Here is a 24,443-nt window from a genome sequence, read left to right as displayed (position 1 = left end):
GGCTGCTCAGTTGGCGGCTGTGGCGGGCGCGTTCAGGCGCACGGCGGTGCCTTCGCGGATCAGCCCGGCCTGGGCGCGCAGCAGCTGCGTGCCGGGCGGCAAACCCTCGACGGCGCGCATGGGCTCGGAGCCCAGCAGACCGGTGGCGCCGGGCTGCAGCGGCACATGCACCACCGCACCTTCACGCACCACCTGCACATAGGGCTGCGGCTTGTCGTTGCGCACGGTGGAGGTGGGCACGGCCAGCGCTGTGACCGAGCCGATCACGATGTGACCCTGGGCAAACAGGCCCTGGCGCATGCCGGGCTGGGCGGGCACGCGCAGGTACACCAGCACGCTGCGGCTGGCCGCCTGCACGCTGGGGTTGATGCGGGCCACGGTGGCCTGTACTGGCTCGCTCAAGCCTTCCACGGCCAGGCGCGCCTTCTGGCCCACCTTCACGGCCACCGCATCGGCGGGCGCAATCGCGGCTTCCATTTCGAAGCTGGAGAGATCCACCACGTCGAGCACGCGCGTGTCGATGGCCACGCGTTCGCCGTTTTGCACCAACCGCGCCGAAACCTGGCCCGTCAGTGGCGAGCGCAGCGTGGTGTCGGCAAGCGACTTGCGCGCGATGTCGAGTGCGGCCAGCGCGGCCTGGTGCGTGGCTTCGGCACTGGCGAGGTTGGCGGTGGCGGTCTCCAGCGCGGTGCTGGAGATGAAGCCCTGGCGCACCAGGGCCTGGTTGTTGTCAAAGGTGCGTCTGGCGATCGCCACCTGCGCCTGGGCCGACTCGGCCTGTCGCGCGGTCTGGCGCACCCGGGCCTGGGCCTCGGTGCTGTCGATGCGAGCCACCACTTCGCCAGCTGTCACCGGATCCCCCTCGCGTTTGCTCAGGCCCTGGATTTCACCGGCGGTTCTGGCCTTGATGGCGGCGGTCTGCAGCGCATCCACCGAGCCCGACAGGGCCACTGTCTGGGTGAGTTCGATCGCCTGCACCGCCACCACATCGGTGGGCGAGAGTGTGTAGGTCGGGGTTTTCTGCAGCGATTCGGCGGCGGCGCGGGCTGCTTCGCTCGTGGCTTTGCGTTTGCCCAGTGCCCGCGTGACACCCAGGGCGATCCCGAGCACCAGGGCGATCATCAGCAACCATTTGATCCAGAAAGACAACGGGCGGCGTGAGGTCATGGTGATCGGTGCGGTCGGGTCAGGTGGCCGTGGATTGGGTCCGGGGGGCCAGCATGCCGGCCAGCAGCAGGTCAACCTGGGCATCGATGAAGCCGACGGGGTCGATCTGTGCGGTCTTGGGGCAGCAAGGCGCCATGGAGTGTTTCCACATCAACAGGAAGATCATCGGCGCGATCAGGCTGTAGACCGCGTATTCCATGGGCAGGGGCCGGAAATCACCCCGATCGACGCCGCGTTGCAGGATGCGTCGGATCAGGTCGTGCCCGGGCTCGATCACTTCACGCTGGTAGAAGGCCGCGATCTCGGGAAACATGCCGGCTTCGCTCATCACCAGCTTGGTGATGCCCGAGGCAGGTGTGGTGCCGATGCGTTCCCACCACGAGTGCATGCAGTAGCGCACCAGCTCGGCGCTGCCGCCGCTGAAGCGCTCGAACTCTTCGTTCCACTCGGTGAAGCGCCCGGCAAGGTTTTCCCGCACGACCGCCTTGAACAACTCTTCCTTGCTCGGGAAATAGAGGAAGAGGGTGCCTTTGGAGACGCCCGCCATGGCGGCCACTTCTTCCACGCGGGTGGCGGCGAAGCCCTTCTCCACAAACAGGGTGAGCGCGGCATCCAGCAGCTCGCCCGGTCGCGCTTCCTTGCGGCGCGAACGGCGCTGCGGAAGGTCGGGCTCGGCGGAAGCGCTGGTGTCGGAGGCGGCGTACGAGGGCATGCGAGCTGATTTAATGACCGGTGGGTTATTAAATATACCCCACACCCCTACGCCCGCCGTGTCCCCACGGTAAAGCCCCGGTCAGCGGGGCAGCGCCCCGCCGCTTCAGGAAAACGCCTGGATGCCGGTGATCGCACGGCCCAGGATGAGCGCGTGGATGTCGTGCGTGCCTTCGTAGGTGTTGACCACTTCCAGGTTCACCAGATGGCGCGCCACGCCGAACTCGTCGCTGATGCCGTTGCCACCCATCATGTCGCGCGCCAGGCGGGCAATGTCCAGCGCCTTGCCGCAGCTGTTGCGCTTGAGGATGGAGGTGATCTCCACCGCGGCTGTGCCCTCGTCCTTCATGCGGCCCAGACGCAAGCAGCCCTGCAGGCCCAGGCTGATCTCGGTCAGCATGTCGGCCAGCTTCTTCTGGATCAGCTGGTTGGCGGCCAGTGGGCGACCGAACTGGTGGCGGTCCATCACGTACTGGCGGGCGCGGAAGAAGCAGTCTTCGGCCGCACCCAGCGCACCCCAGGCGATGCCGTAACGCGCGCTGTTCAGACACGTGAACGGACCCTTCAAGCCACGCACCTCGGGGAAGGCGTTTTCTTCGGGGCAGAACACCTCGTCCATCACGATCTCGCCGGTGATGGAGGCGCGCAGGCCGACCTTGCTGTGGATGGCCGGGGCGCTCAGGCCCTTCATGCCCTTGTCGAGAATGAAGCCGCGGATCGAACCTTCGTCGTCCTTGGCCCAGACCACGAACACGTCGGCGATCGGCGAGTTGCTGATCCACATCTTGCTGCCCGAGATGCTGTAGCCGCCGGCCACCTTCTTCGCGCGGGTGACCATGCTGCCCGGGTCGGAGCCGTGGTTGGGTTCGGTCAGGCCGAAGCAGCCGATCCAATGGCCGCTGGCCAGCTTGGGCAGGTATTTCTGCTTCTGCTCTTCGGTGCCGAACTCGTTGATCGGCACCATCACCAGCGAGCTCTGCACACTCATCATGGAGCGGTAGCCGGAATCCACGCGCTCCACTTCACGCGCCACCAGGCCGTAGCACACGTAGTTCAGGCCCGAGCCGCCGTAGGCCTCGGGGATGGTCGGGCCGAGCAGGCCAAGTTCACCCATCTCGCGGAAGATCGCCGGGTCGGTCTTCTCGTGGCGGAAGGCCTCGGTCACGCGCGGCAGCAGTTTTTCCTGGCAGTAGGCGTGGGCGGCATCGCGCACGGCGCGCTCGTCGTCGGTGAGCTGTGCGTCCAGGTGGAAGGGGTCTTCCCAGTTGAAGCTGGCTTTGGCTTTGGTGGGGGAAAGCATGGTCGGTGTCTCCGTGTATTGGGGTGGCAATGCGCGCATTGTCCGTCCGGCATGAATACCTGTCTAATATCGAATAGGTATCCATCCATACAGGAAAGCTATTCATGGAATTCCGCCACCTGCGCTATTTCCTCGTGCTGGCCGAAGAGCTGCATTTCGGCCGCGCGGCACAGCGCTTGGCCATCACGCAGCCACCGCTGTCGCTCAACATCCAGCAGCTCGAAGCCTCGGTGGGCGCGTTGCTCTTCACGCGCAACAGTCGGGGCGTGCAGCTCACCGCTGCGGGGCAGGCGTTTGTGCCGGCGGCGCGCTCGCTGCTGGATCAAGCGGGCCTGGCCGCGCGCGAGGCGCGCGAGGTGTCGCAGGGCATGCTGGGCAGCCTGCAGATCGGTTTTGCCGGTACGGTGCTCTACCGGGGGCTGCCGCAAATCTTGAAGGGCTTCGCGGCGGGGCACCCCAAGCTGCACCTGGTGTTGCGAGAGCTGAGTTCGAGCGACCAGCTCATCGACCTGATGCACGAGCGGCTGGACATCGGTTTCGTGCACACCACGCGGGTGCCGGTGGGCTTCTCGCAGATCCTGGTCTCCAGCCAGCCGTTTGTGGCCTGTCTCCCGGCGGGCCATGCGCTGGCCCGACGCAAACAGCTGTCGCTGGCGCGGCTGCAGGGGGAGCCGTTCGCGGTGGTGTCGCGGGCGGTGTCGCCCGACTATCACGAGCGCATCCTCGGTCTGTGCGCCGACGCGGGGTTCTTGCCCGAGATCCGCTTTGAGCTGCGCCACTGGCTCAGCGTGGTGTCCGTCGTGTCGCAGGGCCTGGGTTGTGCGCTGGTGCCGGCGGCGTTGCAGCAGGCTGGGCTGCCCGGCGCGGTTTTCGTGCCGCTGGATGTGGACACGCCGCCTTACGAGACCCATTGCCTGTGGAAAACGGACAGAGACCAGGCCGCGTTGGGGGCATTTCTGGGCGCGGTGCGTGCGTTTGCCCAGCCACTACAGTGAGGCGTTGAAAGAATCCTGCGCCTGGCACGACCAACGCAGGTCAACACACTTGGAGAGAACGATGAGCGACAAAGAAGTTTTGGTGTTGGGCGGCGGCTGCTTCTGGTGCACCGAGTCGGTGTACGTGGCGGTCAAGGGCGTGACCGATGTGGAGTCGGGCTACAGCAACGGCCACGTGAAGCAGCCCAGCTACGAGGCGGTGTGCACCGGCACGACCGGGCACAACGAGGTGGTGCGGCTGGAATACGACCCTGCGCAAATCAGCACGCGCGAGATTTTGGAGATCTTTTTCGTGATCCACGATCCGACCACGCTGAACCGTCAGGGCAACGACGTGGGCACGCAGTACCGCAGCGGCATTTACTTCACCACGCCCGAGCAGCAAGCGGTGGCGCAGGGGTTGATCGACGAACTCACGCGGGACCATGCGTTTGGCAAACCGATCGTGACGGAGGTGGTGCCGCTGGACAACTACTCGGCCGCGGAGCAATACCACCAGGATTTCTTTGCGCGCAACCCGCATCAGGGCTACTGCATGATGGTGGCTGCACCCAAGGTGGCGAAGTTTCGCAAGACGTTTGCCCGGTTGGCCAAGTAGCTTCTCTCGTGCGGCAACATTTCGAGCACCAACGAGCTCACCGCCCTGGCCGCCACCGTGGCCAGAGAACAATCACCGCCAGACCCAGCAACACCAGCGCCGCGGCACCGAGCTTCCAGCCTGGAAGCGACTCACCCAGCGACAAGGCCGAAGCTCCCATGCCGAACACCGGGATCAACAGCGCCAGTGGCGTCACCGTGGCCGCCGGGTGGCGTGCCAGCAGCCAGTTCCACACGCCGTAGCCAAACAACGTGTTGCCCACCGCCTGCCACAACACGCTGGCCCACACCAGCGAGTCGGCCTGTGCAACGGCCGAGCGCATGAGTTCTGGCCCTTCGATGAACCACGACAAGGCGAACAGCGGCGGCACCGCGAACAGACTGCTCCAGACCATGAAGTGCAGCATGTTCACCGGCCCGAGCGACTTCACCACCAGATTGGCCAGCGACCAGAAGAACGCCGCGCTGAGCACCATGCCGATGCCCGCCAGCGTCACGGTGGCGTCGAGGTTGGCCGCGATCACGCCCAGACCGCACAGTGCAAGCAACAGTCCGGCGATCTGGAAACCACGCACCCGTTCACCCATCAGCCACAGCGACAGGCCGATGGTGAAGAACACCTGCAACTGCACCACCAGCGAAGCCAGCCCGGGCGAGATGCTGCTGCGCATGGCGAGGAACAGCAGGCCGAATTGGCCCACGCCCAGCAGCACGCCAAAGGCCGCGAGCTTGTGCCAGGGTGCGGTGGGTCGGGGAACGAAGAAGAGCCAGGGCAGGGCAGAGAACGCAAAGCGCAGCGTGGCGAACAGGAAAGGCGGCAGCCCGTCCAGCCCCCAGCGGATCACCACGAAATTGGTGCCCCAGACAAACACGACGGACAAGGCCAGCAGAAGGTGGGCGGTGGGCAAGGGGCAATCCGGCGATGGTGGGACCGGCAGTGTAGCGAGAGCGATCGTCATCTGCTGTACAAACGCCAGTGGCCGCGGCCACATGTCTACAACCCGAACCCAAGGTGACCCAATGAGAAAAGCCCTTTTTATGTTGTGCGCCGCGCTGTGGGCTTGCGCGGCCGTGGCCCAGCACTCCGACAAGGACACGCAGGAAGACATTCAGCGCCACCGCAGCATGGCGGCAGCTCACGGAGCGGCCGCCCAGTGCCTGGCGGCGGGAAAAGGCGAGAAGGCCTGCATGGCCGAGCTTCAGCTGGCCTGCAAGGGGCTGGCTTTGGGCAAGTACTGCGGGATGCGCCACGCGCACTGAGTGGGCACCCAGCCCGCCCCCGCACCCGTCGGTTGATACCATCGGCGGGTGAACCTTGCTGCACATCCCGCCGTCGCGTCGCTGACCCCCGTCTTTCTCCTGATGGCCATCGGCTTCCTCGCCGGGCGGCTGCAATGGATCCGCGATGCTGCGGTGAAGGACCTCTCCAACCTCGTGTTCCTGGTGCTGATCCCGGCGCTGCTGTTTCGCACCATGAGCGCGGTGCAATTCGAAGAGCTCGACCTGCGGCCTGTGCTGGCCTATTTCCCCGCCGCGCTCTTGCTGCTGGCGCTGTCCATCGCCTGGCGGGGTTTCAACCGCGCCAGCGTCGTCATGGCCATGGCAGGGGTGTTCTCCAACATGGTCATGATCGGTATCACGCTGGTGGAGCTGGCCTATGGCAAGGCAGGGCTGGTCACGCTGCTGACCCTGGTGTCGGTGCATGCGCTGATTCTGCTGACCACAGGCTCCATCGTTCTGGAGTTGGCCGTGGCGCGCGAAGCACGCGTGGGCGGGGAGCGCGCACCCCACCTGCTGCAGACGGCGACTTCGGCCATCAAGGGCGCACTGATCCACCCGATTCCTTTGCCCATCATCAGTGGCCTGCTGTTTTCGCAAACCGGCTTGACCTTGCCCACGGTGATCGACAAGCCGCTGCTGCTGCTGGGCAACGCCTTCGGCCCGCTGTCGCTGGTGTTGATGGGGGTGACGCTGGCCAGCACGCCGCTGCGTGGGCACCTGCGCGACGCGCTGTGGATCACGGTGTCCAAGAACCTCGTGCTGCCGGTGATGGTGGGTCTGAGCGCCTGGGCCCTGGGCATCACTGGCCTGCCCCTGACCGTGATCGTGGTGGCGGGCGCTTTGCCGATAGGCGCCAACGTGTTCCTGTTTGCCCAGCGCTATGACGTGGCACAGGAACTCACCACCGCCAGCATGGGCATGACCACGCTGGTGTCGCTCTTCACGCTGAGTTTTTTCATGCTGGCCATGTCCTGGCTGAACTGATCGGCGAGTGCGTTATTGGCTTATTTTTCGCGCCTCTTCAATCTGGTACTCGAAGTAGCGCTGAATGCCGAAGGCCAGGCTGCCCATGAAAGCCACGGTGCCCATGAGCAGCGCGAGCACCAGCGTGCCGATGGTCAGCCAGTGCGTGGCGCCGGCGTTGGCGTCCACCGGCAGCGTCGGGTTGAACCAGCGGTTCCACTTTTCGCGCTCGGTCAGCGCATAGACGATGCCGGTGAGGCAGCTCGCGGCGATCGTCATGCCCAGCAGCGGAATCAGCACCCAGGAGAGCTTGTCGTCCTGCCCGTAGGTGAGCACGCGGTCCACGCCCCACCAGCCCAGGGCCGCGGGAATCGGGTGCAGCCAACCGATCCAGTCGCCCAGACCGCGCAAATAGAAGCGGTGCAGCCCCAGCGTGCCGCCGAGCACTGCCAGCACCGCGGCCAGCGTCTTGTTCTTGCCGCGCCCGCTCACGCAGCGCTTTCAGGCGGCGTGGTGTCGCCGGCACCCAGCGTTCGTTGCATCAACACGATGTCCAGCCAACGGTCGAACTTCCAGCCGCACGACTGCACCACACCCACCGTCTCGAAGCCCAGCGCCTTGTGCACGCCGATCGAACCCGCGTTGGCCGAGTCGCCAATCACGGCCATGACCTTGCGCACGCCACCGCGCTCCAGCACCGCCAGCAACTCGGTCAACAGCGCGCGGCCCAAACCCTTGCCGTGCGCGGCCGGGTCCATGTAGATCGAGTCCTCTACCGAAAAGCGGTAGGCCGGCCGGGGCTTGAACCAGTTGCCGTAGGCAAACCCCAGCACCTGACCGCCCACTTCAACCACCAGCCAAGGCAGGCCTTTGGACAACACATCGGCGCGGCGCGCGGTCATGTCGGCCAGGCTGGGCGGCGTGGTTTCAAAGGTACCGGTGCCGTGCAGCACGTGGTGGGCATAGATGCGGGTGATGGCGTCTAGGTCGTCTTCTCGGCTGGGGCGGATCGTGGACATGGGGCGTTTCAGAACGAACAGGGTGGAGTCTGTGGCCTTGGGGGCCAGCAGACGGGCTATAATCGCGGGTTTCGTGGCGTTTCGCTGACCGGGTGGTCAGTCGTGTGTCTCAAGCGCTGCAGATAAGCGGATCGAAAGATCCAGTGATGTGCCAATTTCGGCACCTCTCCACCCGAAGGATAAATCATGGTCGTCATTCGACTCTCCCGCGGCGGCTCAAAGTCCCGTCCTTTCTACAACATCGTTGTGGCCGACAAACGCAACCGCCGCGACGGTCGTTTCATCGAGCGCATCGGCTTTTACAACCCCCTGGCACGCGGTGGTGAAGAGCCCCTGCGCATCGCCCTGGACCGCCTGACCTACTGGACCGGCGTGGGTGCCACCCCGTCCGACACGGTGGAGCGTCTGGTCAAGCAGAACGCCACCAAGGCCGCCGTCGCAGCCTGATCTTGCCGACCGCACGGTGAGCAGCCCCGCGTCCGGCGCCTTCACGGCGTCGTCCCTCCCGGCCGATGCGGTCGAGTTGGGGCGCATACAAGACGCGTGGGGCATCAAGGGCTGGGTCCGCATCCTGCCCTACAGCGCCGACACCTCGGCGCTGATCGCTTCCCAACAATGGTTCCTGGAGCCGCCCGAAGCCCGCTTCGCGCGCGGCTTTTCGGCGTTTTCGGGCTGTGTGACCATTGGTCTGCTGGAGGTCAAGCCGCACACCGACGGTCTGGTCGCCCAGATCGAAGGCATCGGCGATCGCAACTCGGCCGAAGCGCTCAAGGGCGTGCGCGTCTACCTGCCGCGCAGCGCCTTCCCCGCCACACCCGAGGGTGAGTACTACTGGGTCGATCTGATCGGCCTGGACGTGGTCAACCGCGAAGGCGTGTGCCTGGGCGTGGTGCGTGACCTCATGGCCACCGGGCCAACTTCCGTGCTGGTGCTCGAATACACCGAAACTGTCGACGGGGTTGAGCAAGTGGCCGAACGCATGATTCCGTTCGTGGCGGCCTACATCGACAACGTGGACAGGGCGGCACGCCGCATCACGGCCGACTGGCAAACTGACTATTGATTTGCCTTGATGCGCTTCGACGTCATCACGCTGTTTCCTGAGCTGTTCGCTCCCTTCCTGCAGCACGGCATCAACCGCCGCGCCTTCGAATCCGGCTTGGTGGATGTTCACCTGTGGAATCCGCGCGATTTCGCCGAGGGCAACTACAGGCGTGTGGACGACCGTCCGTTCGGCGGTGGACCTGGCATGGTTATGATGGCCGAGCCACTCTGGCAGTGTCTGCAGGCGGTGCGCGTCGAGCGCGCCGAGCCCGAGGACGTGCGCGCTCCGGTCGTGTTGTTCTCCCCCATCGGCGAAACCCTTGACCACACCGCCGTGGCGCGTTGGTCGGACAGCCAGGGCGCGGTGTTGCTCTGTGGCCGCTACGAGGGCATCGATCAGCGCTTCATCGACGCCTGTGTCGACCTGCAAATCAGCCTGGGCGACTTCGTGCTTTCGGGTGGCGAGATCGCCGCCATGGCGCTGCTTGATGCGGTGGCGCGACTGCAGCCCGGCGTGTTGAGCGACGAGGGCAGCCATCAGCAGGACAGTTTCAACCCCGCGCTGGACGGCCTGCTCGACAGTCCGCACTACACGCGTCCCGAGGTCTGGCAGGGCCCGCAGGGTCCAATGCCGGCGCCCGACGTGCTGATGGGGGGTCACCACGAGCGCATTGCCCATCATCGGAGAGAGCAGAGTCTGCTGGTCACCGCCCGCCAGCGGCCCGACCTGCTGGTCCGCGCCCGGGAGCAAGGGTTGCTCGATGCCAAAGATGTGACTTTCCTGCGCGCCCAGGGCTTGCTATAATCCAAGGCTTTTCGATCCTCTACCGGCCGCCGCGACCGGGTCAGCCCGCAACCCCAGCAGATCTTCTGCAACAGGTTGGACAGGGCCCCTGCCGGATTCGTGGCCTTTAGTGCAGCGCGGGAATGATCGACGAACAGGAAACCATGAACCTCATCCAGACCCTAGAGCAAGAAGAAATTGCTCGCCTCGGCAAAGTCATTCCGCCGTTCGCCCCTGGCGACACCGTGATCGTCAGCGTGAACGTGATCGAAGGCACCCGCAAGCGTTTGCAGGCCTACGAAGGTGTGGTGGTTGCCCGCCGCAACCGTGGCCTCAACTCCAGCTTCATCGTGCGCAAGATCTCCAACGGCGAAGGCGTCGAGCGCACCTTCCCGCTGTACAGCCCGCTGATCGCCAAGATCGAAGTCAAGCGCCGCGGTGACGTGCGCCGTGCCAAGCTGTACTACCTGCGCGACCGCAGCGGCAAGTCGGCACGTATCAAGGAAAAGCTGGGCGCCAAGGCTGCATAAGCCTCGTCTGCTCTGCCAGCAAGAAAGCCGCTCCCCGGAGCGGCTTTTTTGCGTCTGGCCTATGCTCTGCCACCCATGACCCAACTGTTGCCCGCGTTCGATCCCCGCCTGGTGCCCATCGTCAACGCCGACGAAATCACGCACCCCGCCCACCCCGAGCGCCTTACCGCGCACGGCTTGCGCCAGCTGTTCGCCAACCCGCCGCAGTGGACGCCCGAGCTGGTGCGCGAGATCAAGTTCGCCAACCGCGCACCGGCCCATGCGGCCGTGATGTTGCCGCTGGTGATGCGCGACGAGCTCACCCTGCTGCTCACCCAGCGCACGGCTCACCTCTCCACCCATTCGGGCCAGATTGCCTTGCCCGGCGGCAAGATCGACCCCACCGACGCCGACCCCACCGCCGCTGCGTTGCGTGAGACGTTTGAAGAGATCGGTATTGCGCCCGAGCGCATCGAGGTGCTGGGCACGCTGCCGGTGTACGTCACGGGCACCTCGTTCATCGTCACGCCAGTGGTGGGGCTGGTGGAGCCAGGGTTCGAGCTGGTGCCCAACCCCGACGAGGTGGACGACGTGTTCGAGGTGCCGCTGTCCTTCCTCATGAACCCGCTGCACCACCGCCGGCATGCCTTCGACTTCGAAGGCGTGGTGCGCGAGTGGTATTCCATGCCCTACCAGGACGGCGACCAGGAGCGCTTCATCTGGGGTGCCACCGCCGGCATGCTGCGCAACTTTTACCGGATGCTCAGCGCCTGATCCGCTTCATGGGTCTGCGCCCCGCAGGCCACTATGATCGGCCCATGGGTTTTTTTGCCATCTTCATCGCCTTGCTGCTGGAGCAGGCGCGTCCACTGGCCTATGACAACGTGGTTCACGCTGCGCTGCGCGCCTGGTCCCGCACGGTTCGCCGCAACCTCGATGCGGGCGAATCTTCGCACGGCTGGGTGGCCTGGGGGCTGGCCGTCGGTGTGCCTGCGCTGCTGGTTGCACTGGTGCACTGGGGCCTGTGGTGGTTCAGCTCTGTACTCGCTTTCGTTTGGATGGTGGCGGTGCTCTATGTGACGCTGGGTTTTCGCCAGTTCAGCCACCACTTCAGCGAGATCCGCAACGCGCTCGAAGAGGGCAACGATGCGCTGGCGCGCGAGAAGCTCGCCGCCTGGCTTCGGGTGGACGCGTCCAGCTTGCCGCGCAGCGAGCTGCTGCGCCAGGTGATCGAGCACTCGGTACTCTCGGCACACCGCCACGTGTTTGGTGTGCTGGTGTGTTTTGTGGTGTTCTGGGCGTTGGGGCTGGGGCCGGCAGGCGCGGTGTTTTACCGTTCGGCCGAGTACCTCTCGCGCAACTGGCGCGCGCGCCCCGATGGCACACCGAGTATTGCCCTGCAGAACGCCGCAGCCCGCGCCTGGGCTTTGGTTGACCATGTGCCCGCCCGAGTCACGGCGCTGGGCTTTGCTGTGGTGGGCAATTTCGAGGAAGCGGTGGCCAGCTGGCGCGGCGATGCCGAACGCTTCGCACCGGGCAGCAACGGCGTGGTCTTGGCTGCAACATCGGGCGCGCTCAATGTGCGCCTCACACCGCAGCCCGACCCGATGGTCGTGCCCGAAGAGGGCGATCCGGGCAACCGGCCCGAGCCCCAACTGGCGCACCTGGGCAGCGTGGTGGGGCTGGTCTGGCGCGCCGTGGTGTTGTGGATGCTGCTGCTTGCGCTGGTCACGCTCGCGCGCCTCTGACACCGTTCAGTATTTGCGTTTGTCCGACAGCTCGGCGAACAGCTCGCGGTAGAGCCGGTAGCGGTTCTCGCTGATCGCCAGCGGATCGCCCCCGGTCACTTCGGCATCCCCTGACTGCACATGCGCCACCACGGCACAGCCTGGCTCGTGCAGGTGGGTGCAGTTGTAGAAGCGGCAATTGCCCAGCGTGGCGTTCAGGTCGGGCATCAGGTGCGCAAGCTGCATCGGTTCAATGTGATTGAGGCCGAATTCCTGGAATCCAGGCGAGTCGATCAGGGCTGTGCTCCGAGCGCCGTCAACCCAGTACCAGGTGGTGCTGGTGGTGGTGTGTTTGCCTGAATTCAACGCGCGCGAAATTTCGCCGGTGAGCGCCTTGGCCATGGGCACCAGCCGGTTCACCAAGGTGCTCTTGCCCACACCCGACGGCCCCAGCACCAAGGTGCGCTTGCCCGCCAGGCGTTGCTGCAGCGCGTCCAGACCATCGTCTCCGCCCGCGTCCTGGCCGTCTGCCTTGAGGCGCAGCGGCATCACCGTGCAACCCATGCGGCGGTAGGGGTCCAGGCGCGCCCAGGCGCGGTCGAAGGCGGGCTGCAGATCGCTCTTGTTGAGCACGATCAACACCTCGATGTGCTCGGCCTGGGCTGCGATCAGCGCGCGTGCAAGCTGGCTCTCGGAGAACTCGGGATCGGCTGCCACCAGCACCAGCACCTGATCGAGGTTGGCCGCGAACGACTTGGTGCGCATCTCGTCCTGCCGGTAAAACAGGTTGCGTCGCTCGTCCACGCGCTCGATGCTGCCTTCGTCACCGGTGATCTGCCATTGCACCTGATCACCCACGACCACCTGGCTTTTTTTCCCCCGGGGATGGCAGATGCGGCGCTCACCGTCTGTGCTTTCCACCATGCAGTGGCGGCCATGGGCGGCCACCACCAGACCAGTCTGGAGATCGGCCATCAGGCCTTCTGCAGTGCTTCCACTGCAGCTGCGCAGTGGAAGTCACTCACCGAGATGCCATCCACGTCGTGCGTATTGAACCGCACCGTGCAGCGGCTGTAGCCCAGGGCCAGGTCGGGGTGGTGGTCTTCGCGGTGGGCGATCCAGGCGACCGCATTCACGAAGGCCATGGTCTCGTGGAAGTTGGCGAAGGTGAAGGTTTTGTCCAGCGCGCCATCGATCAGTTTCCAGCCCTGGGCGGATTCGCCGTTGAGCTGGGTGAGCTGGCTCACGATTTCGGTGGCCGAGAGGGCGCGGCGGTTGTGGTGAATGGTGTTCATGCGGGTGTTCAGGCAGCAGCGGCTTGCAGGCGCGTCAGGCGCTCGCTGGCCGGCGGGTGGGAGTAGTAGAAGCGCGCGTACACCGGGTCGGGCGTGAGCGTGCTGGCGTTGTCCTTGTAGAGCTTGAGCAGTGCGCTGGCCAGATCGGGCCCGCTGGTGTGTTCCACCGCGTAGGCGTCGGCCTCGAACTCGTGCTTGCGCGAGAGCTGCGCCATCAACGGCGACAGAAAGAAGGTGAGCAGCGGCACGACCATCATGAACAGAATGAGGGCCAACGCGTTGTTGGGCACGTCCAGAGACGGCATGACACCCAGACCGGTGAAGAACCAGGCCTGACTGGATACCCAGCCCAGCAGAGCGAAACCGGCCAGGCTGAGCGCGAACATCAGCACGATCCGCTTGATGATGTGTCGGCGCTTGTAGTGGCCGAGTTCGTGCGCGAGCACGGCGTCGATCTCTTCGGGGCTGAGCTGCTTGAGCAGCGTGTCGAAGAACACCACGCGCTTGGCCGCACCGAAGCCGGTGAAGTAGGCGTTGGCGTGGGCGCTGCGTTTGCTGCCGTCCATCACGAACAGGCCTTTGGCCGCGAAGCCGCAGCGCTGCATGAGGGCGTTCACGCGGGCCTTCAGGGTCTCGTCGGCCAGTGGCTCGAACTTGTTGAACAGCGGCGCGATCACCGTGGGGTAAAACACCAGTGCCAGCAGGTTGAACGCCATCCAGACGCCCCAGGCCCACAGCCACCACGCCGGCCCGGCAGCGCCCATGAGCCAGAGCACCAGCGCGGCGATGGGCAGGCCGATCAGCGCGCCGACCAGCGCGCCCTTGATCAGGTCACCCAACCAGAGCGACACGGTCATCTTGTTGAAGCCGAAGCGCTCTTCGATGCGGAAGGTGGCATACCAGCCCAAGGGCAGCGTGATCAGGCTGCCGATGACCGCGAACGAGCCGAGCAGCGCGAGCTGCTGAACCATGCCGCCACCCAGGGCCGCCAGCAGGGCCTGGTTGAGCCAATCCAGGCCACCCAGGAGCGTCCAGCCGATCAGCAGCGCGGCGTCGATGGCGATCTCCAGCAAGCCAAAGCGGGCCTTGGTGATGGTGTAGTCGGCAGCCTTCTGGTGAGCTGCGATCGAGATGGTGTCGCTGAACGCCGCCGGCACGGTGCCGCGGTGGGTGGCGACGTGGCGGATCTGCCTGCTGGCCAGCACGGTGCGGATGACCAGGCCGAGCACCAGCAAGGCGCAGAAGAGGGCGGTGAAGGTGAGCGATGCGGTGTCCATGGGGGTGGAGTCTATCGAAGACGGACGCTGCCACACGCATTGGGGGCATGGTCGAACGGCCGTGTATCAGGGGACGCGGCGGATCGGTCAAAATCCCCGCATGACTTCTGCCCCCACTCCGGCCGACACGGCCCTGGCGACCGCCGCCACCGACACCCCCACCCTCGCAAAAAGTGACCAGAACCTGGTCTGGATCGACTGCGAGATGAGCGGCCTGGATCCTGAGAAAGAGCGATTGCTGGAGATCGCGGTGATCATCACTGGCCCGCAACTCACGCCGCGCATCGAAGGCCCGGTGCTGGTGATCCACCAGAGCGATGCGGTGCTGGGCGCCATGGACAACTGGAACAAGGGCACGCACGGCAAGAGCGGCCTGATCGACAAGGTCAAGGCCAGCGCGGTGACCGAAGAACAGGCGCAGGCCGAGCTGCTCGCCTTCATTGGCAAGTACGTGCCGCGCAGCGGATCGCCGATGTGCGGCAACACCATCAGCCAGGACCGCCGCTTCCTTGTGAAGTACATGCCCAAGCTGGAGGCGTATTTCCACTACCGGTGCCTGGACGTGAGCACCCTCAAGGAGCTGGCCAAGCGCTGGCGACCCGAGGTGTACGACGCCTTCAAGAAACACCAGAAGCACACCGCATTGGCCGACGTGCACGAGTCCATCGACGAGCTCGAACACTACCGCACGCACTTCCTGCGCTGAACTGGTCGACCCTCATGCCCAAGAGCCCACGCGCCCGGTTCCTCTCCAAGCACCTGGAGGTGCTGCAGTTCGGTGCCGCGGTGCTGTTTCTGTTGATGGTGGGCGGGTATGCGTGGCTGAGCGGTGCAGCGGCAGGCGGGCTCCCCGCTCCTGCCCTGTGGTTGGTGGTGGTGGCCACTGTGATGGCCGGTTACATGGCCATGAACATCGGCGCCAACGACGTGGCCAACAACATGGGGCCGGTGGTGGGTTCGGGTGCCATGTCCCTGGGCTGGGCGCTGGCGGTGGCCGCGGTGTTCGAGGCGCTGGGTGCCGTGGTGTCCGGTGGCGACGTGATCGGCACGATCAAGGGCGGGATCATCGACGCCCGCCAGATCACCGATCCGAGTGCATTTGCGTGGGTCATGCTCGCTGCGCTCATCGCTGCAGCCTTGTGGATCAATCTCGCCACCGCGCTGGACGCGCCAGTCTCGACCACCCATTCCATCATCGGTGCGATCACGGGTGCGGGTGTTGCTGCGGGCGGCTGGAGTCTGATCAACTGGTCCACGCTGGGCGATATTGCCCTGGGCTGGCTGGTGTCGCCCTTGGCGGGCGGTGTGCTGGCGGCCGCGTTCCTCTACCTCATCAAACGCCGCGTGACCTACCGGAACAACGCGGCCGAGGCGGCCCGGCGCCTGGTGCCAGTGCTGATTGCCATGATGGTCTGGGCCTACATCACCTACATGTTGATCAAGGGACTGGGTCAGGTGTGGCGGGTGGAGCTGACCGAGGCCTTGGTCGCTGGCGCGGCCGTGGCGCTGATCACATGGTCGATCATTCGTTTGCCGATCAGGCGCATGGCAGTGCGGCATGAAAACGGCAAGAAGGCGGTCAATCAACTGTTCACCTGGCCGCTCATCGGCTCGGCCGCCTTGCTGAGCTTTGCGCATGGCGCCAACGACGTGGCCAACGCCATCGGGCCATTGGCTGCCATCCATGAGGCGATTCAGTCGGGTGCCATCGCCGCCCGTGCGCATACGCCGCTGTGGATTCTGGCGGTGGGTGCGCTTGGCCTGTCGGTGGGTCTGGTGCTGTACGGTGCACGGCTGATCCGCATCGTCGGTCGGGAGATCACCGAACTCGACAACATGCGCGCCTACGCCATCGCGATGGCGGTTTCCCTCACGGTCATCGTGGCATCCCAGTTGGGTTTGCCGGTCTCCACCACCCAGATATCCATTGGCGCGGTGTTTGGTGTGGGCTTCTTGCGCCAATGGCTCAAAGGCAACTACGCCAGGATGGAAGCCGAAGTGCTGGCCGGACATCCGGGGCAGGATCGCGCCGAGGTCGAGGCCTATCTTCGGCGCTTTGCATCGGCTGAAGTGCGGGACAAGAAGCGCATGCTGGCCGAGCTGAAGCAGCGCAACCGCCAGCACGAGGCCACGCAGGTGGTGGAGGGTGGCTTGCTGGCCAAGAGGGAGCGCAAAGTGTTGAAGAAGGCGGTCGACAAAGAGATCGTGAAGCGTTCCCTGGCGCTGCGCATCGTGACCGCGTGGATCGTCACCCTGCCCGCCACGGCGGTGCTGGCCGGCATCCTTTTCCACATCGTCAGGGCGGTTCTCCATTGACGCTCTCGCGCTGGCCCACAGAGCGTGGTCCGGCGCCGTCCCTGGAGTGCTGTTTCGCCTCGGAGCGGCTCGGCGGAAAAAGCGAGTTTGAAAAACAATTCAGGGTTTTCCCTGAACTTCAGGCTATAATCAGCGGCTTCGCAGACAACTGCGATGATTTGTGCATCTGCCTCACACACAGGCCCCCCGATTGCATCGGTGGCGCGGTTCTCCAAAAAGATCGCATCACCCGCCCGACTCCCCGGAGCCAGGCCAACGGATGGGGACCATTCGCTCCCAGCGTCACCGGAACTTTCCAGGTTGACCCCAGGCGCGTAGACCGTTTGATGGTTGATGTTTTGTAACCACGAACGGATCTAGCGCCATGGAGCGGCCACCCCCTTGCGGGTCGGCTGTCCTTCCCAGCGTCTTCATTCGATCAATTGCGCTTTTTTGCGCATGGACGAACATGAGCGACTCTTTTGAAACGATGGGCGAATTCACGCCTGAAACCCTCTCCGCCGACACCGACGCAGAGATCATTTCCACCACCGACACCGTCGAGGCCGCAGCACCCGAAGTGCCCGCAGGCCCCAACGGCTTTGAGCTGCTGGGTCTGGCGCCCGAGCTGGTGCAAGCCTGTGCCGACCTCGGCTACGTGCAGCCCACCCAGGTGCAGAACAACGTGATCCCCAAGGCCATGCTGGCCCAGGGTGAAGCGCGTTTTGCCGACCTGATGGTCTCCAGCCAGACCGGCAGCGGCAAGACCGCCGCTTTCCTGCTGCCCGTGTTGCACACCCTGCTGCAGCAGCGCGCCGATGCCGACGCCAAAGAACGCGCCGAGCGCGAGCGCCTGACCGCCGAAGCCCTGGCCCGCGGCGAAGCGCCACCCAAGGCGCCCAAGCGCAAGGACCCGACCAGCTCGCGCAACTTCAAGGCCGCCACCCCCGGCGCCCTGATCCTGTGCCCCACGCGCGAACTCGCCCAGCAGGTGGCCAACGACGCCATCGACCTGGTGCGCCATTGCCGTGGCCTGCGTGTGGCCAACGTGGTGGGCGGCATGCCTTACCAGTTGCAGATCGCCAAGCTGCAGAACGCCGACCTCGTCGTCGCCACCCCCGGCCGTCTGCTGGATCTGCAGCGCTCGCAGCAGCTCAAGCTCGACCAGGTGCAGTTTCTGGTGGTGGACGAAGCCGATCGCATGCTCGATCTGGGCTTCTCTGACGACCTGGCCGAAGTCAACGACCTCACCAGCCAGCGCCGCCAGACCATGATGTTCAGCGCCACGTTTGCGCCGCGCATCCAGCAGCTCGCCATGCGCGTGATGCACGAGAACGGCAAGCACGTTCAAAAGGTGCAGATCGACAATCCGCAAGAGCAGCACGCCAACATCAAGCAGGTGCTGTTCTGGGCCGACAACGCCGATCACAAGCGCAAGTTGCTCGACCACTGGCTGCGCGACACGTCGATCAACCAGGCCGTGGTGTTCTGCAGCACGCAGATTGAGTGCGACGGCCTCGCCACCGATCTGCAGCAGGCCGGCTTTGCCGCCGTGGCGCTGCACGGTGCACTCAGCCAGGGCATCCGCAACCGCCGTCTGATGGCACTGCGCGCCGGCCAGGTGCAGATCCTGGTGGCCACCGACGTAGCCGCCCGTGGCATTGACGTGCCCACCATCACCCACGTGTTCAACTTCGGCCTGCCGATGAAGGCCGAGGACTACACGCACCGCATCGGCCGCACCGGCCGTGCTGGCCGCGACGGTCTGGCCGTCACGTTCGCCGAGCTGCGCGATCGCCGCAAGATCTTCGACATCGAGGCTTACACGCGCCAACGCATCAACGTGGAAACCGTGACCGGCCTCGAGCCGCGCCAGCGCGCGCCGCAGAACGAAGCGTTTGGCCGTGGCCGCCCAGCGGGCCGCTCCAACGACCGCTTTGGCGGCAACGATCGTTTCGGTGGCAACGACCGCCGTGGCCCCGCGCCGCGCTTCGAAGCCCGCAACGAAGCGCCTCGCGTCGACCACAGCCGTCCCGGCACGCGTTTTGACCCGCGTTTCGAAGGCCGTGCCGAGCCGCAGCGCCCCGAAGGCCGCTTTGACAACCGCGGCGAGAACCGCTTTGGTGATCGCGGCGACAACCGTGGTGACGCCGGTGGCTACCGCCCCGACACGCGCCCCGCGGCAGGCCGCAACTTTGCCGACCGCGCCCCCGCGCGCCCTGGCTTCGGCCCCAAGCCCGGTGGTTTTTCCAGCTTCGGCCGCAGCGACAAGCCCATGGGTGACCGTGGTGATCGCGGTGCTGAACGGGGTGGATTCAGCGACCGTGGCAACGCAGAGCGCGGCGCCATGCGCGGTGAATTCGCACCGCGCCGACCAGAAGGCGCACCGTCGCGCCCGATGGCCCGTCGCAGCCCGCGTTAAATGCATTCAGGCCTCAACAGCCTGACAAAAAAACCAGACCTTCGGGTCTGGTTTTTTTTCGTCTGGTGCGCCCAGCATGGGCGCCCACCTGCGGGTGCAAGTCCCGCTGCGAGCTGGTCACAGTGAGCAAAGTGAAGCGCAACTGCGTGAGGGCGACCGAGCGTGGGAAGGAAGCGTGGAGCGTAAAGCGCGAGCCGATGAACAAGAACCGCATAGAAGGCGTTGCCGAGCAGGGCGAGTGGGCCAGAAACCACGAAGCTCTTGTGACCAAAGGCGAGGCGACGTAGATGCGGCGGTTGTGCGCTGAAGGTGTGCGTTCTTACCTGGGGAGATCTCGCCTTGTTTCTGAAAGGAAGACGGCTCTGCCGGAGCGAGAAGTCAGCATAGGTCGTAGTAGCTGGCGCCGGGGCCGATGAGGCCAGAAGGCAAGAGCGAAGGACCGAACGAGAGTGAGTGAGCGAGGACAAGGAGATGTCAAAGGCCATGCGTCAGATGCTGGAGCGATCCGGGCGGGTGGGCGTAGCGTACGGTGAAGCCGTGCGCGATCTCATCAGCGACGAAGCCTGCGGCCCGCTCCTTGAGCACCCGCACACAGGGTCGGCACAGCCGAAGGCGGGCACTGGTGGCCTGCTGGAAGTGGCGCTGACGAGACAGAACCTGCAAGCCGCCTGGAAGCGGGTCAGGGCCAACAAGGGTGCCGCCGGGGGGGACGGGCTCGACATCGAGCAAACCGCCCAGCTGATCCGCCAGCACTGGCCCGACATCCGCCAAGAGCTGCTGGCAGGGCACTACCGGCCCAGCCCGGTACGCAAGGTGATGATTCCCAAGCCGGATGGAAGCCAGCGCGAGCTGGGCATCCCCACGGTGCTGGACCGACTGATCCAGCAGGCACTGCTGCAAGTGCTGCAACCCCTGATCGACCCCACCTTCAGCGATCACAGCCATGGGTTTCGTCCGGGCAGGCGGGCGCACGATGCGGTCAAGGCCGCGCGGGCGTACGTGCAAACGGGCAAGCGCGTGGTGGTGGACGTGGACCTGACGAAGTTCTTCGACCGGGTCAACCACGACATCCTGATCGATCGAGTGAGAAAGCGCATCGACGATGCTGGAGTGATCCGGCTGGTTCGGGCCTATCTGAACGCTGGGATCATGGATGGCGGGGTGGTGGTTGATCGCCACCTGGGCACGCCGCAAGGTGGGCCCCTCTCGCCACTGCTGGCCAACGTGCTGCTTGACGATGTGGACAAGGCGCTGGAGGCCCGGGGCTACAGCTTCGCGCGCTACGCCGACGACTGCAACGTCTACGTGGGCAGCAGACGAGCCGGGGAGCGGGTGATGGCCTATCTCCGGGAGCTGTACACCGGTTTGAGGCTTCAGATCAACGAAGCCAAGAGCGCGGTGGCCAGCGCCTTCGGGCGCAAGTTCCTGGGGTATGCGTTGTGGGTGAGCAAGGGAGGAGAAGTCAAATGTGCAGTCGCAAAGAAGGCACTGGAGACCTTCAAGGCCCGGGTGCGGCAGCTCACACGCCGCTCGGGCGGGCGCAGCATGGGCGAGGTGGTGGAGAAGTTGCGGCCCTATCTGCTGGGCTGGAAGGCGTACTTCGAGATGGCGCAAACGCCCAAAGTCTGGCGAGAGCTGGATGAGTGGCTGCGCCACCGGCTGCGGGCCATCCAGCTCAAGCACTGGAAGCGGCCGCGGCCGATCTACCGGGAGCTCAAGGCGCTTGGGGCGAGGGAAAACGTGGCGCTACAAGTGGCTGGCAACAGCCGCCGCTGGTGGCGCAACAGTGACCGGCTGCTCAAGACCGTACTCACCATTGCGTACTTCGACCGATTGGGAATGCCAAGGCTGTCCTGACCTCAAGCTCTCGAACCGCCCGGTGCGGACCCGCACGCCGGGTGGTGTGGCAGGGGTGCCTCCGAATATGGAGGCCCCCTATGCCGATCGCACCGCCACAACGGCAAAGCCCCCAGCCACGCAACAAGGCTTCACACGAATCAGAATCCTCCGATGACGTATCGGGTGGTCTGGTTCAAGCGCGACTTGCGGGTGTGGGATCACGCGCCGCTGGCCGAGGGCGCGCGCCTGGGGCCGGTGCTGTGCCTCTACGTGTTGGAGCCCGCGCTGTGGCGCCAGCCCGATGCCGCGCGGCAGCACCTCGGCTTTGTGCAGGAGAGCCTGAAAGATTTGCAGGCCGAGCTCAAACACCTCGGCGGCCGGCTGCAGCTCGCGGTGGGCGACGCGGTGGAAGTGCTCGAACGCCTGCACCGGCAAGCCCCTTTTCTCGAACTGCTCTCGCACGAAGAAACCGGTAACGCCGCCAGCTTTGAGCGCGACCTGCGTGTGAAACAGTGGTGCGCCGCCAAGGCCCTGCCGTGGCGCGAGTTCCGCCAGTTCGGCGTGGTGCGCGGCCTGCGCGAACGCCAACACTGGGTGCGGCAGTGGGAACAACTCATGCACGCCGAGCCCGCGCCCGTGCCCGAGCTGCAAGCGGCCGATGTGCCGCGCTTCGCTGACCTCTGGCCGAGCGCCGACGAGCTGGGTCTGGCCGCACCAGAACCACCGCAGCGCCAACGCGGCGGCCGCGCGCGAGGCGTGGCCGTGTTGCAGAGTTTCCTGAACGAGCGCAGCGCGAGCTACCGCGGTGGCATCTCCTCGCCGCTCTCCGCCCCCACCGCGTGTTCGCGCCTCTCGCCTTACCTCACCTGGGGCTGCCTGAGTCTTCGCGAAGTGGTGCAGGCCACGCGCAGCCGCCTGGACGACCCCATGCTCCCCGCTCGCCAGCGCCAGGGGCTTGAAGGTTTCATGAGCCGGCTGCACTGGCACTGCCACTTCATCCAGAAGCTGGAGACCGAGCCCGCCATCGAACACCACAACATGCACCCCGGCTACCAGGGTCTGCGCGAGCACGACCACAACCCGGCGCATTTGCAGGCGCTCATGGATGGACGCACCGGCTGGCCGCTGGTGGACGCCTGCGTGGCCATGCTGCGCGAGACCGGCTGGATCAACTTCCGCATGCGCGCCATGTTGGTGTCGGTGGCAGCCTACCCGCTGTGGCTGCACTGGCGCCCGGTGGGCGAGTGGCTGGCGCGCCAGTTCATCGACTACGAACCCGGCATCCACTGGAGCCAGCTGCAGATGCAGAGCGGCACCACCGGCATCAACACCACGCGCGTCTACAACCCCATCAAACAGGCGCAGGACCACGACCCGCACGGCCACTTCGTGCGCCGCTGGCTGCCAGCAATGCAACGCGTGCCCGACACCTGGCTGTTCCAGCCCTGGCTGATGCCGCCCGAACTGCAGGCCCGTTGTGGCGTGGTGGTGGGCGGGGACATTGCCGTGCCGCTGGTGGATCTGGAGTCGGCCACGCGCGCTGCCAAAGAGCGCGTCTACACCCTGCGCACCGACCCGGCCGTGGCGGCGGTGCAAGGCGCCATCGTCAAGCGCCACGGCTCGCGCAACCGCAGCGCGGAAAACCTCTCAAAACCGCGCAACGTGGAAGCACCCGCGCAGGCCACGCTGGATTTTTGATGTCCGGATCCACGCGCATTTTGTTGGTGTGCATCGGCAGCCGTTCGCGCTAGCGGGCTCGACTCCGCCGGCCTGACCCATGTGCAGGTGACCATGACCCTTGCCCGTTACCATGCAGCCATGGCCCGATTGTCCCAATCCATCCGCTTCTGCACATCGGCAGACCAGACGCGGATTGCGTTCGCCACCACCGGGCAAGGCACCGCCGTCGTGCGCGCGGCCCATTTCCTCACCCACCTCGATTTCGACCTGAACAGCCCTGTCTGGGCACCCTGGATCACCGAGTTGAGCGAGGGCCATACGCTGCTGCGTTATGACGGTCGTGGTTGTGGCCTGTCCGACGCGGCACGCACGCCCCTCTCGCTCGATGCCTGGGTGTCTGACCTGGAGGCGGTGGTGGACGCCGCCGGGCTGGAGCGCTTTGCCCTTTTCGGCTGCTCGCAGGGAGCGGCCATCTCGCTGGCCTATGCGGCGCGCCACCCCGAGCGCGTCAGCTGCCTCGTCCTGCTCGGTGGCTATGCCCGAGGACCGCTTCAGAGAAACCCAACCCCCGAGCAACGCAAGCAGGCCCAGCTGATGCTTGACTTGATCGAGCTGGGATGGGGCCAGGACAACCCGGCGTTTCGCCAGGTGTTCACCTCGCTCTTCATTCCCGGCGGCAGCGCCGAACAGGTGAGCTGGTTCAACGAACTGGAGCGCCTGTCGTGCACGCCGGTGCACGCGGCGCAGATGGTGGCGGCCTTCGGTCAGATCGATGTCTGTGAGCTGGCCGCCCGGGTCCATTGCCCCACGCTGGTGCTGCATGCGCGGGGCGACGCCCGCGTGCCCTTTGAAGAGGGGCGACACCTGGCGGGTGTCATTCCCGGTGCCCGTTTCGTGCCGCTGGACAGCCGCAACCACGTGCTGCTTCACGGTGAGCCCGCCTTCGCCAGCTGCTTCGCAGAGATCCAGGACTTTCTGCAAACCCACCACCGCGCGGCGGCCCCCCGCACGGCGTTCCCGACGCTGACACCGGGCGAGCGCGAATTGCTCGAACTTCTGGCGCACGGGCTGGACAACCTCCAGATATCGGCCCACCTGGGGCTGTCCGAGAAAACCGTGCGCAACAAGGTGTCGTCGGTGTTTGCCAAGCTCGATGCCGACACCCGTGCCCAGGCCATCGTGCGTGCCCGCGACGCCGGCTTTGGCTGCGCACCCTTGCCACGCTGACGCGGGACACCCGTCCCGGTTTCCAGGCTGGTTTGCGCGCCGACCCGGCGCGGTCCCGGGACACCTGCCCCGCGCCAGCCGTGCCGTTCTCCGGTGCAATGGACCTCACGGAATGCATCCGTTCTGGAGGTCAACATGGCTCAACTGTCTTTTCCCGTCGAGCAGGCGACGCACACCGCTGTCGCCATCCGGCCGGCCACATCGCGCATCGTTCGCGCCCTGCTGTCCTTGTGGCAGTCGGCGTGCCGCCAGGCGGAGCGGCCCAACCGTGTCGTTCCTTACTATTGAAAACCGCGTCGCCTGTCCAATGC

At 65.6% G+C, this 24,443-nt stretch carries 26 protein-coding genes; 17 read left to right on the top strand and 9 right to left on the bottom strand.

What is annotated here, in order from left to right; translation table 11 throughout:
- Nucleotides 1-6 precede the first annotated feature (6 nt).
- The 3 genes from F9Z44_RS15185 to F9Z44_RS15175 form a co-directional block, all read right to left on the bottom strand.
- A complete protein-coding gene (locus F9Z44_RS15185) occupies nucleotides 7-1,167 on the bottom strand; it encodes an efflux RND transporter periplasmic adaptor subunit (protein ID WP_236574154.1) in 1,161 nt (386 codons plus the stop codon).
- Nucleotides 1,168-1,186: 19 nt separating this feature from the next.
- Entirely contained in the window at nucleotides 1,187-1,879 is a 693-nt protein-coding gene (locus F9Z44_RS15180; protein ID WP_159607517.1) for a TetR/AcrR family transcriptional regulator, read from the bottom strand.
- A 105-nt stretch (nucleotides 1,880-1,984) separates the two neighbouring features.
- Nucleotides 1,985-3,178, bottom strand: a complete 1,194-nt coding sequence (locus F9Z44_RS15175; RefSeq protein ID WP_159607515.1) for an acyl-CoA dehydrogenase — start codon at nucleotides 3,176-3,178, stop codon at nucleotides 1,985-1,987.
- Between the two features lie 104 nt (nucleotides 3,179-3,282).
- Between F9Z44_RS15175 and F9Z44_RS15170 the strand changes: the two genes are divergently transcribed.
- Together F9Z44_RS15170 and msrA are read left to right on the top strand one after the other, a co-directional pair.
- On the top strand, nucleotides 3,283-4,173 hold the full coding sequence (locus F9Z44_RS15170; protein WP_159607513.1) for a LysR family transcriptional regulator: 891 nt from the start codon (nucleotides 3,283-3,285) through the stop codon (nucleotides 4,171-4,173).
- Nucleotides 4,174-4,234: 61 nt separating this feature from the next.
- Nucleotides 4,235-4,771 carry a peptide-methionine (S)-S-oxide reductase MsrA gene (gene msrA / locus F9Z44_RS15165; protein ID WP_159607511.1) on the top strand — a complete coding sequence of 179 codons (537 nt, stop codon included), beginning with the start codon at nucleotides 4,235-4,237 and terminating at the stop codon, nucleotides 4,769-4,771.
- 37 nt (nucleotides 4,772-4,808) lie between these two features.
- Here msrA and F9Z44_RS15160 read toward each other — a convergent pair whose 3' ends face one another.
- Complete coding sequence (locus tag F9Z44_RS15160) at nucleotides 4,809-5,678, bottom strand: EamA family transporter (RefSeq protein WP_201449971.1); 870 nt, start codon at nucleotides 5,676-5,678, stop codon at nucleotides 4,809-4,811.
- A 112-nt stretch (nucleotides 5,679-5,790) separates the two neighbouring features.
- On the opposite strand from F9Z44_RS15160, the gene F9Z44_RS15155 reads away from it, so the two are divergent.
- Both F9Z44_RS15155 and F9Z44_RS15150 read left to right on the top strand, forming a co-directional pair.
- On the top strand, nucleotides 5,791-6,030 hold the full coding sequence (locus F9Z44_RS15155) for a hypothetical protein (RefSeq protein WP_236574153.1): 240 nt from the start codon (nucleotides 5,791-5,793) through the stop codon (nucleotides 6,028-6,030).
- Nucleotides 6,031-6,132: 102 nt separating this feature from the next.
- Nucleotides 6,133-7,035, top strand: a complete 903-nt coding sequence (locus F9Z44_RS15150) for an AEC family transporter (protein ID WP_236574152.1) — start codon at nucleotides 6,133-6,135, stop codon at nucleotides 7,033-7,035.
- A gap of 12 nt (nucleotides 7,036-7,047) precedes the next feature.
- On the opposite strand, the gene F9Z44_RS15145 is transcribed toward F9Z44_RS15150, so the two are convergent.
- Nucleotides 7,048-7,506, bottom strand: a complete 459-nt coding sequence (locus F9Z44_RS15145; protein ID WP_159607505.1) for an NINE protein — start codon at nucleotides 7,504-7,506, stop codon at nucleotides 7,048-7,050.
- Nucleotides 7,503-8,033 carry a GNAT family N-acetyltransferase gene (locus tag F9Z44_RS15140; protein ID WP_159607504.1) on the bottom strand — a complete coding sequence of 177 codons (531 nt, stop codon included), beginning with the start codon at nucleotides 8,031-8,033 and terminating at the stop codon, nucleotides 7,503-7,505. Before F9Z44_RS15140 ends, F9Z44_RS15145 begins: the two co-directional genes overlap by 4 nt.
- Before the next feature lie 186 nt (nucleotides 8,034-8,219).
- Here F9Z44_RS15140 and rpsP point away from each other — a divergent pair, with 186 nt between their 5' ends.
- The 6 genes from rpsP to F9Z44_RS15110 all read left to right on the top strand — a co-directional run bounded on the left by rpsP (nucleotide 8,220) and on the right by F9Z44_RS15110 (nucleotide 12,118).
- Nucleotides 8,220-8,480 (top strand): 30S ribosomal protein S16, encoded by a 261-nt coding sequence (gene rpsP, locus F9Z44_RS15135; RefSeq protein WP_159607503.1) that lies wholly within the window; start codon nucleotides 8,220-8,222, stop codon nucleotides 8,478-8,480.
- A 16-nt stretch (nucleotides 8,481-8,496) separates the two neighbouring features.
- Nucleotides 8,497-9,096, top strand: coding sequence for a ribosome maturation factor RimM (gene rimM, locus F9Z44_RS15130; protein ID WP_159607502.1), 600 nt, complete (start codon nucleotides 8,497-8,499; stop codon nucleotides 9,094-9,096).
- Between the two features lie 9 nt (nucleotides 9,097-9,105).
- On the top strand, nucleotides 9,106-9,882 hold the full coding sequence (gene trmD / locus F9Z44_RS15125; protein WP_159607501.1) for a tRNA (guanosine(37)-N1)-methyltransferase TrmD: 777 nt from the start codon (nucleotides 9,106-9,108) through the stop codon (nucleotides 9,880-9,882).
- Nucleotides 9,883-10,025: 143 nt separating this feature from the next.
- Nucleotides 10,026-10,391, top strand: coding sequence for a 50S ribosomal protein L19 (gene rplS, locus F9Z44_RS15120; RefSeq protein WP_069048777.1), 366 nt, complete (start codon nucleotides 10,026-10,028; stop codon nucleotides 10,389-10,391).
- A 75-nt stretch (nucleotides 10,392-10,466) separates the two neighbouring features.
- A complete protein-coding gene (locus F9Z44_RS15115; protein ID WP_159607500.1) occupies nucleotides 10,467-11,144 on the top strand; it encodes a CoA pyrophosphatase in 678 nt (225 codons plus the stop codon).
- A gap of 44 nt (nucleotides 11,145-11,188) precedes the next feature.
- Nucleotides 11,189-12,118, top strand: a complete 930-nt coding sequence (locus tag F9Z44_RS15110) for a CobD/CbiB family protein (protein ID WP_159607499.1) — start codon at nucleotides 11,189-11,191, stop codon at nucleotides 12,116-12,118.
- Between the two features lie 6 nt (nucleotides 12,119-12,124).
- Here the strand turns inward: F9Z44_RS15110 and rsgA are convergent, their stop codons facing one another.
- From rsgA to F9Z44_RS15095, 3 genes are read right to left on the bottom strand one after another with little or no spacing between them, the layout of a single operon-like run.
- Entirely contained in the window at nucleotides 12,125-13,072 is a 948-nt protein-coding gene (rsgA, locus tag F9Z44_RS15105) for a ribosome small subunit-dependent GTPase A (RefSeq protein ID WP_159607498.1), read from the bottom strand.
- Entirely contained in the window at nucleotides 13,072-13,392 is a 321-nt protein-coding gene (locus F9Z44_RS15100) for a 4a-hydroxytetrahydrobiopterin dehydratase (protein ID WP_159607497.1), read from the bottom strand. The genes rsgA and F9Z44_RS15100 overlap by 1 nt, the downstream gene beginning before the upstream one ends.
- An 8-nt stretch (nucleotides 13,393-13,400) precedes the next feature.
- Complete coding sequence (locus F9Z44_RS15095) at nucleotides 13,401-14,669, bottom strand: M48 family metallopeptidase (protein ID WP_159607496.1); 1,269 nt, start codon at nucleotides 14,667-14,669, stop codon at nucleotides 13,401-13,403.
- A gap of 100 nt (nucleotides 14,670-14,769) precedes the next feature.
- On the opposite strand from F9Z44_RS15095, the gene orn reads away from it, so the two are divergent.
- The 7 genes from orn to F9Z44_RS15060 all read left to right on the top strand — a co-directional run bounded on the left by orn (nucleotide 14,770) and on the right by F9Z44_RS15060 (nucleotide 24,420).
- Nucleotides 14,770-15,375, top strand: a complete 606-nt coding sequence (orn, locus tag F9Z44_RS15090; protein WP_159607494.1) for an oligoribonuclease — start codon at nucleotides 14,770-14,772, stop codon at nucleotides 15,373-15,375.
- Between the two features lie 14 nt (nucleotides 15,376-15,389).
- Nucleotides 15,390-16,985, top strand: a complete 1,596-nt coding sequence (locus F9Z44_RS15085; protein WP_159607492.1) for an inorganic phosphate transporter — start codon at nucleotides 15,390-15,392, stop codon at nucleotides 16,983-16,985.
- A gap of 448 nt (nucleotides 16,986-17,433) precedes the next feature.
- On the top strand, nucleotides 17,434-19,386 hold the full coding sequence (locus tag F9Z44_RS15080) for a DEAD/DEAH box helicase (RefSeq protein WP_159607490.1): 1,953 nt from the start codon (nucleotides 17,434-17,436) through the stop codon (nucleotides 19,384-19,386).
- Between the two features lie 471 nt (nucleotides 19,387-19,857).
- Nucleotides 19,858-21,243, top strand: coding sequence for a group II intron reverse transcriptase/maturase (gene ltrA / locus F9Z44_RS15075; protein WP_159606150.1), 1,386 nt, complete (start codon nucleotides 19,858-19,860; stop codon nucleotides 21,241-21,243).
- A 153-nt stretch (nucleotides 21,244-21,396) separates the two neighbouring features.
- A complete protein-coding gene (locus tag F9Z44_RS15070; RefSeq protein WP_159607488.1) occupies nucleotides 21,397-22,923 on the top strand; it encodes a cryptochrome/deoxyribodipyrimidine photo-lyase family protein in 1,527 nt (508 codons plus the stop codon).
- Nucleotides 22,924-23,043: 120 nt separating this feature from the next.
- Nucleotides 23,044-24,132 (top strand): alpha/beta fold hydrolase, encoded by a 1,089-nt coding sequence (locus F9Z44_RS15065; protein WP_159607486.1) that lies wholly within the window; start codon nucleotides 23,044-23,046, stop codon nucleotides 24,130-24,132.
- 135 nt (nucleotides 24,133-24,267) lie between these two features.
- Entirely contained in the window at nucleotides 24,268-24,420 is a 153-nt protein-coding gene (locus tag F9Z44_RS15060; RefSeq protein WP_159607484.1) for a hypothetical protein, read from the top strand.
- Nucleotides 24,421-24,443 lie beyond the last annotated feature (23 nt).

It is taken from the genome of Hydrogenophaga sp. PBL-H3 (genome assembly GCF_010104355.1).
Lineage (GTDB): Bacteria > Pseudomonadota > Gammaproteobacteria > Burkholderiales > Burkholderiaceae_C > Hydrogenophaga.
Note: the sequence above shows the minus strand (reverse complement) of the source record. Positions and strands in the feature narration are given on the sequence as shown.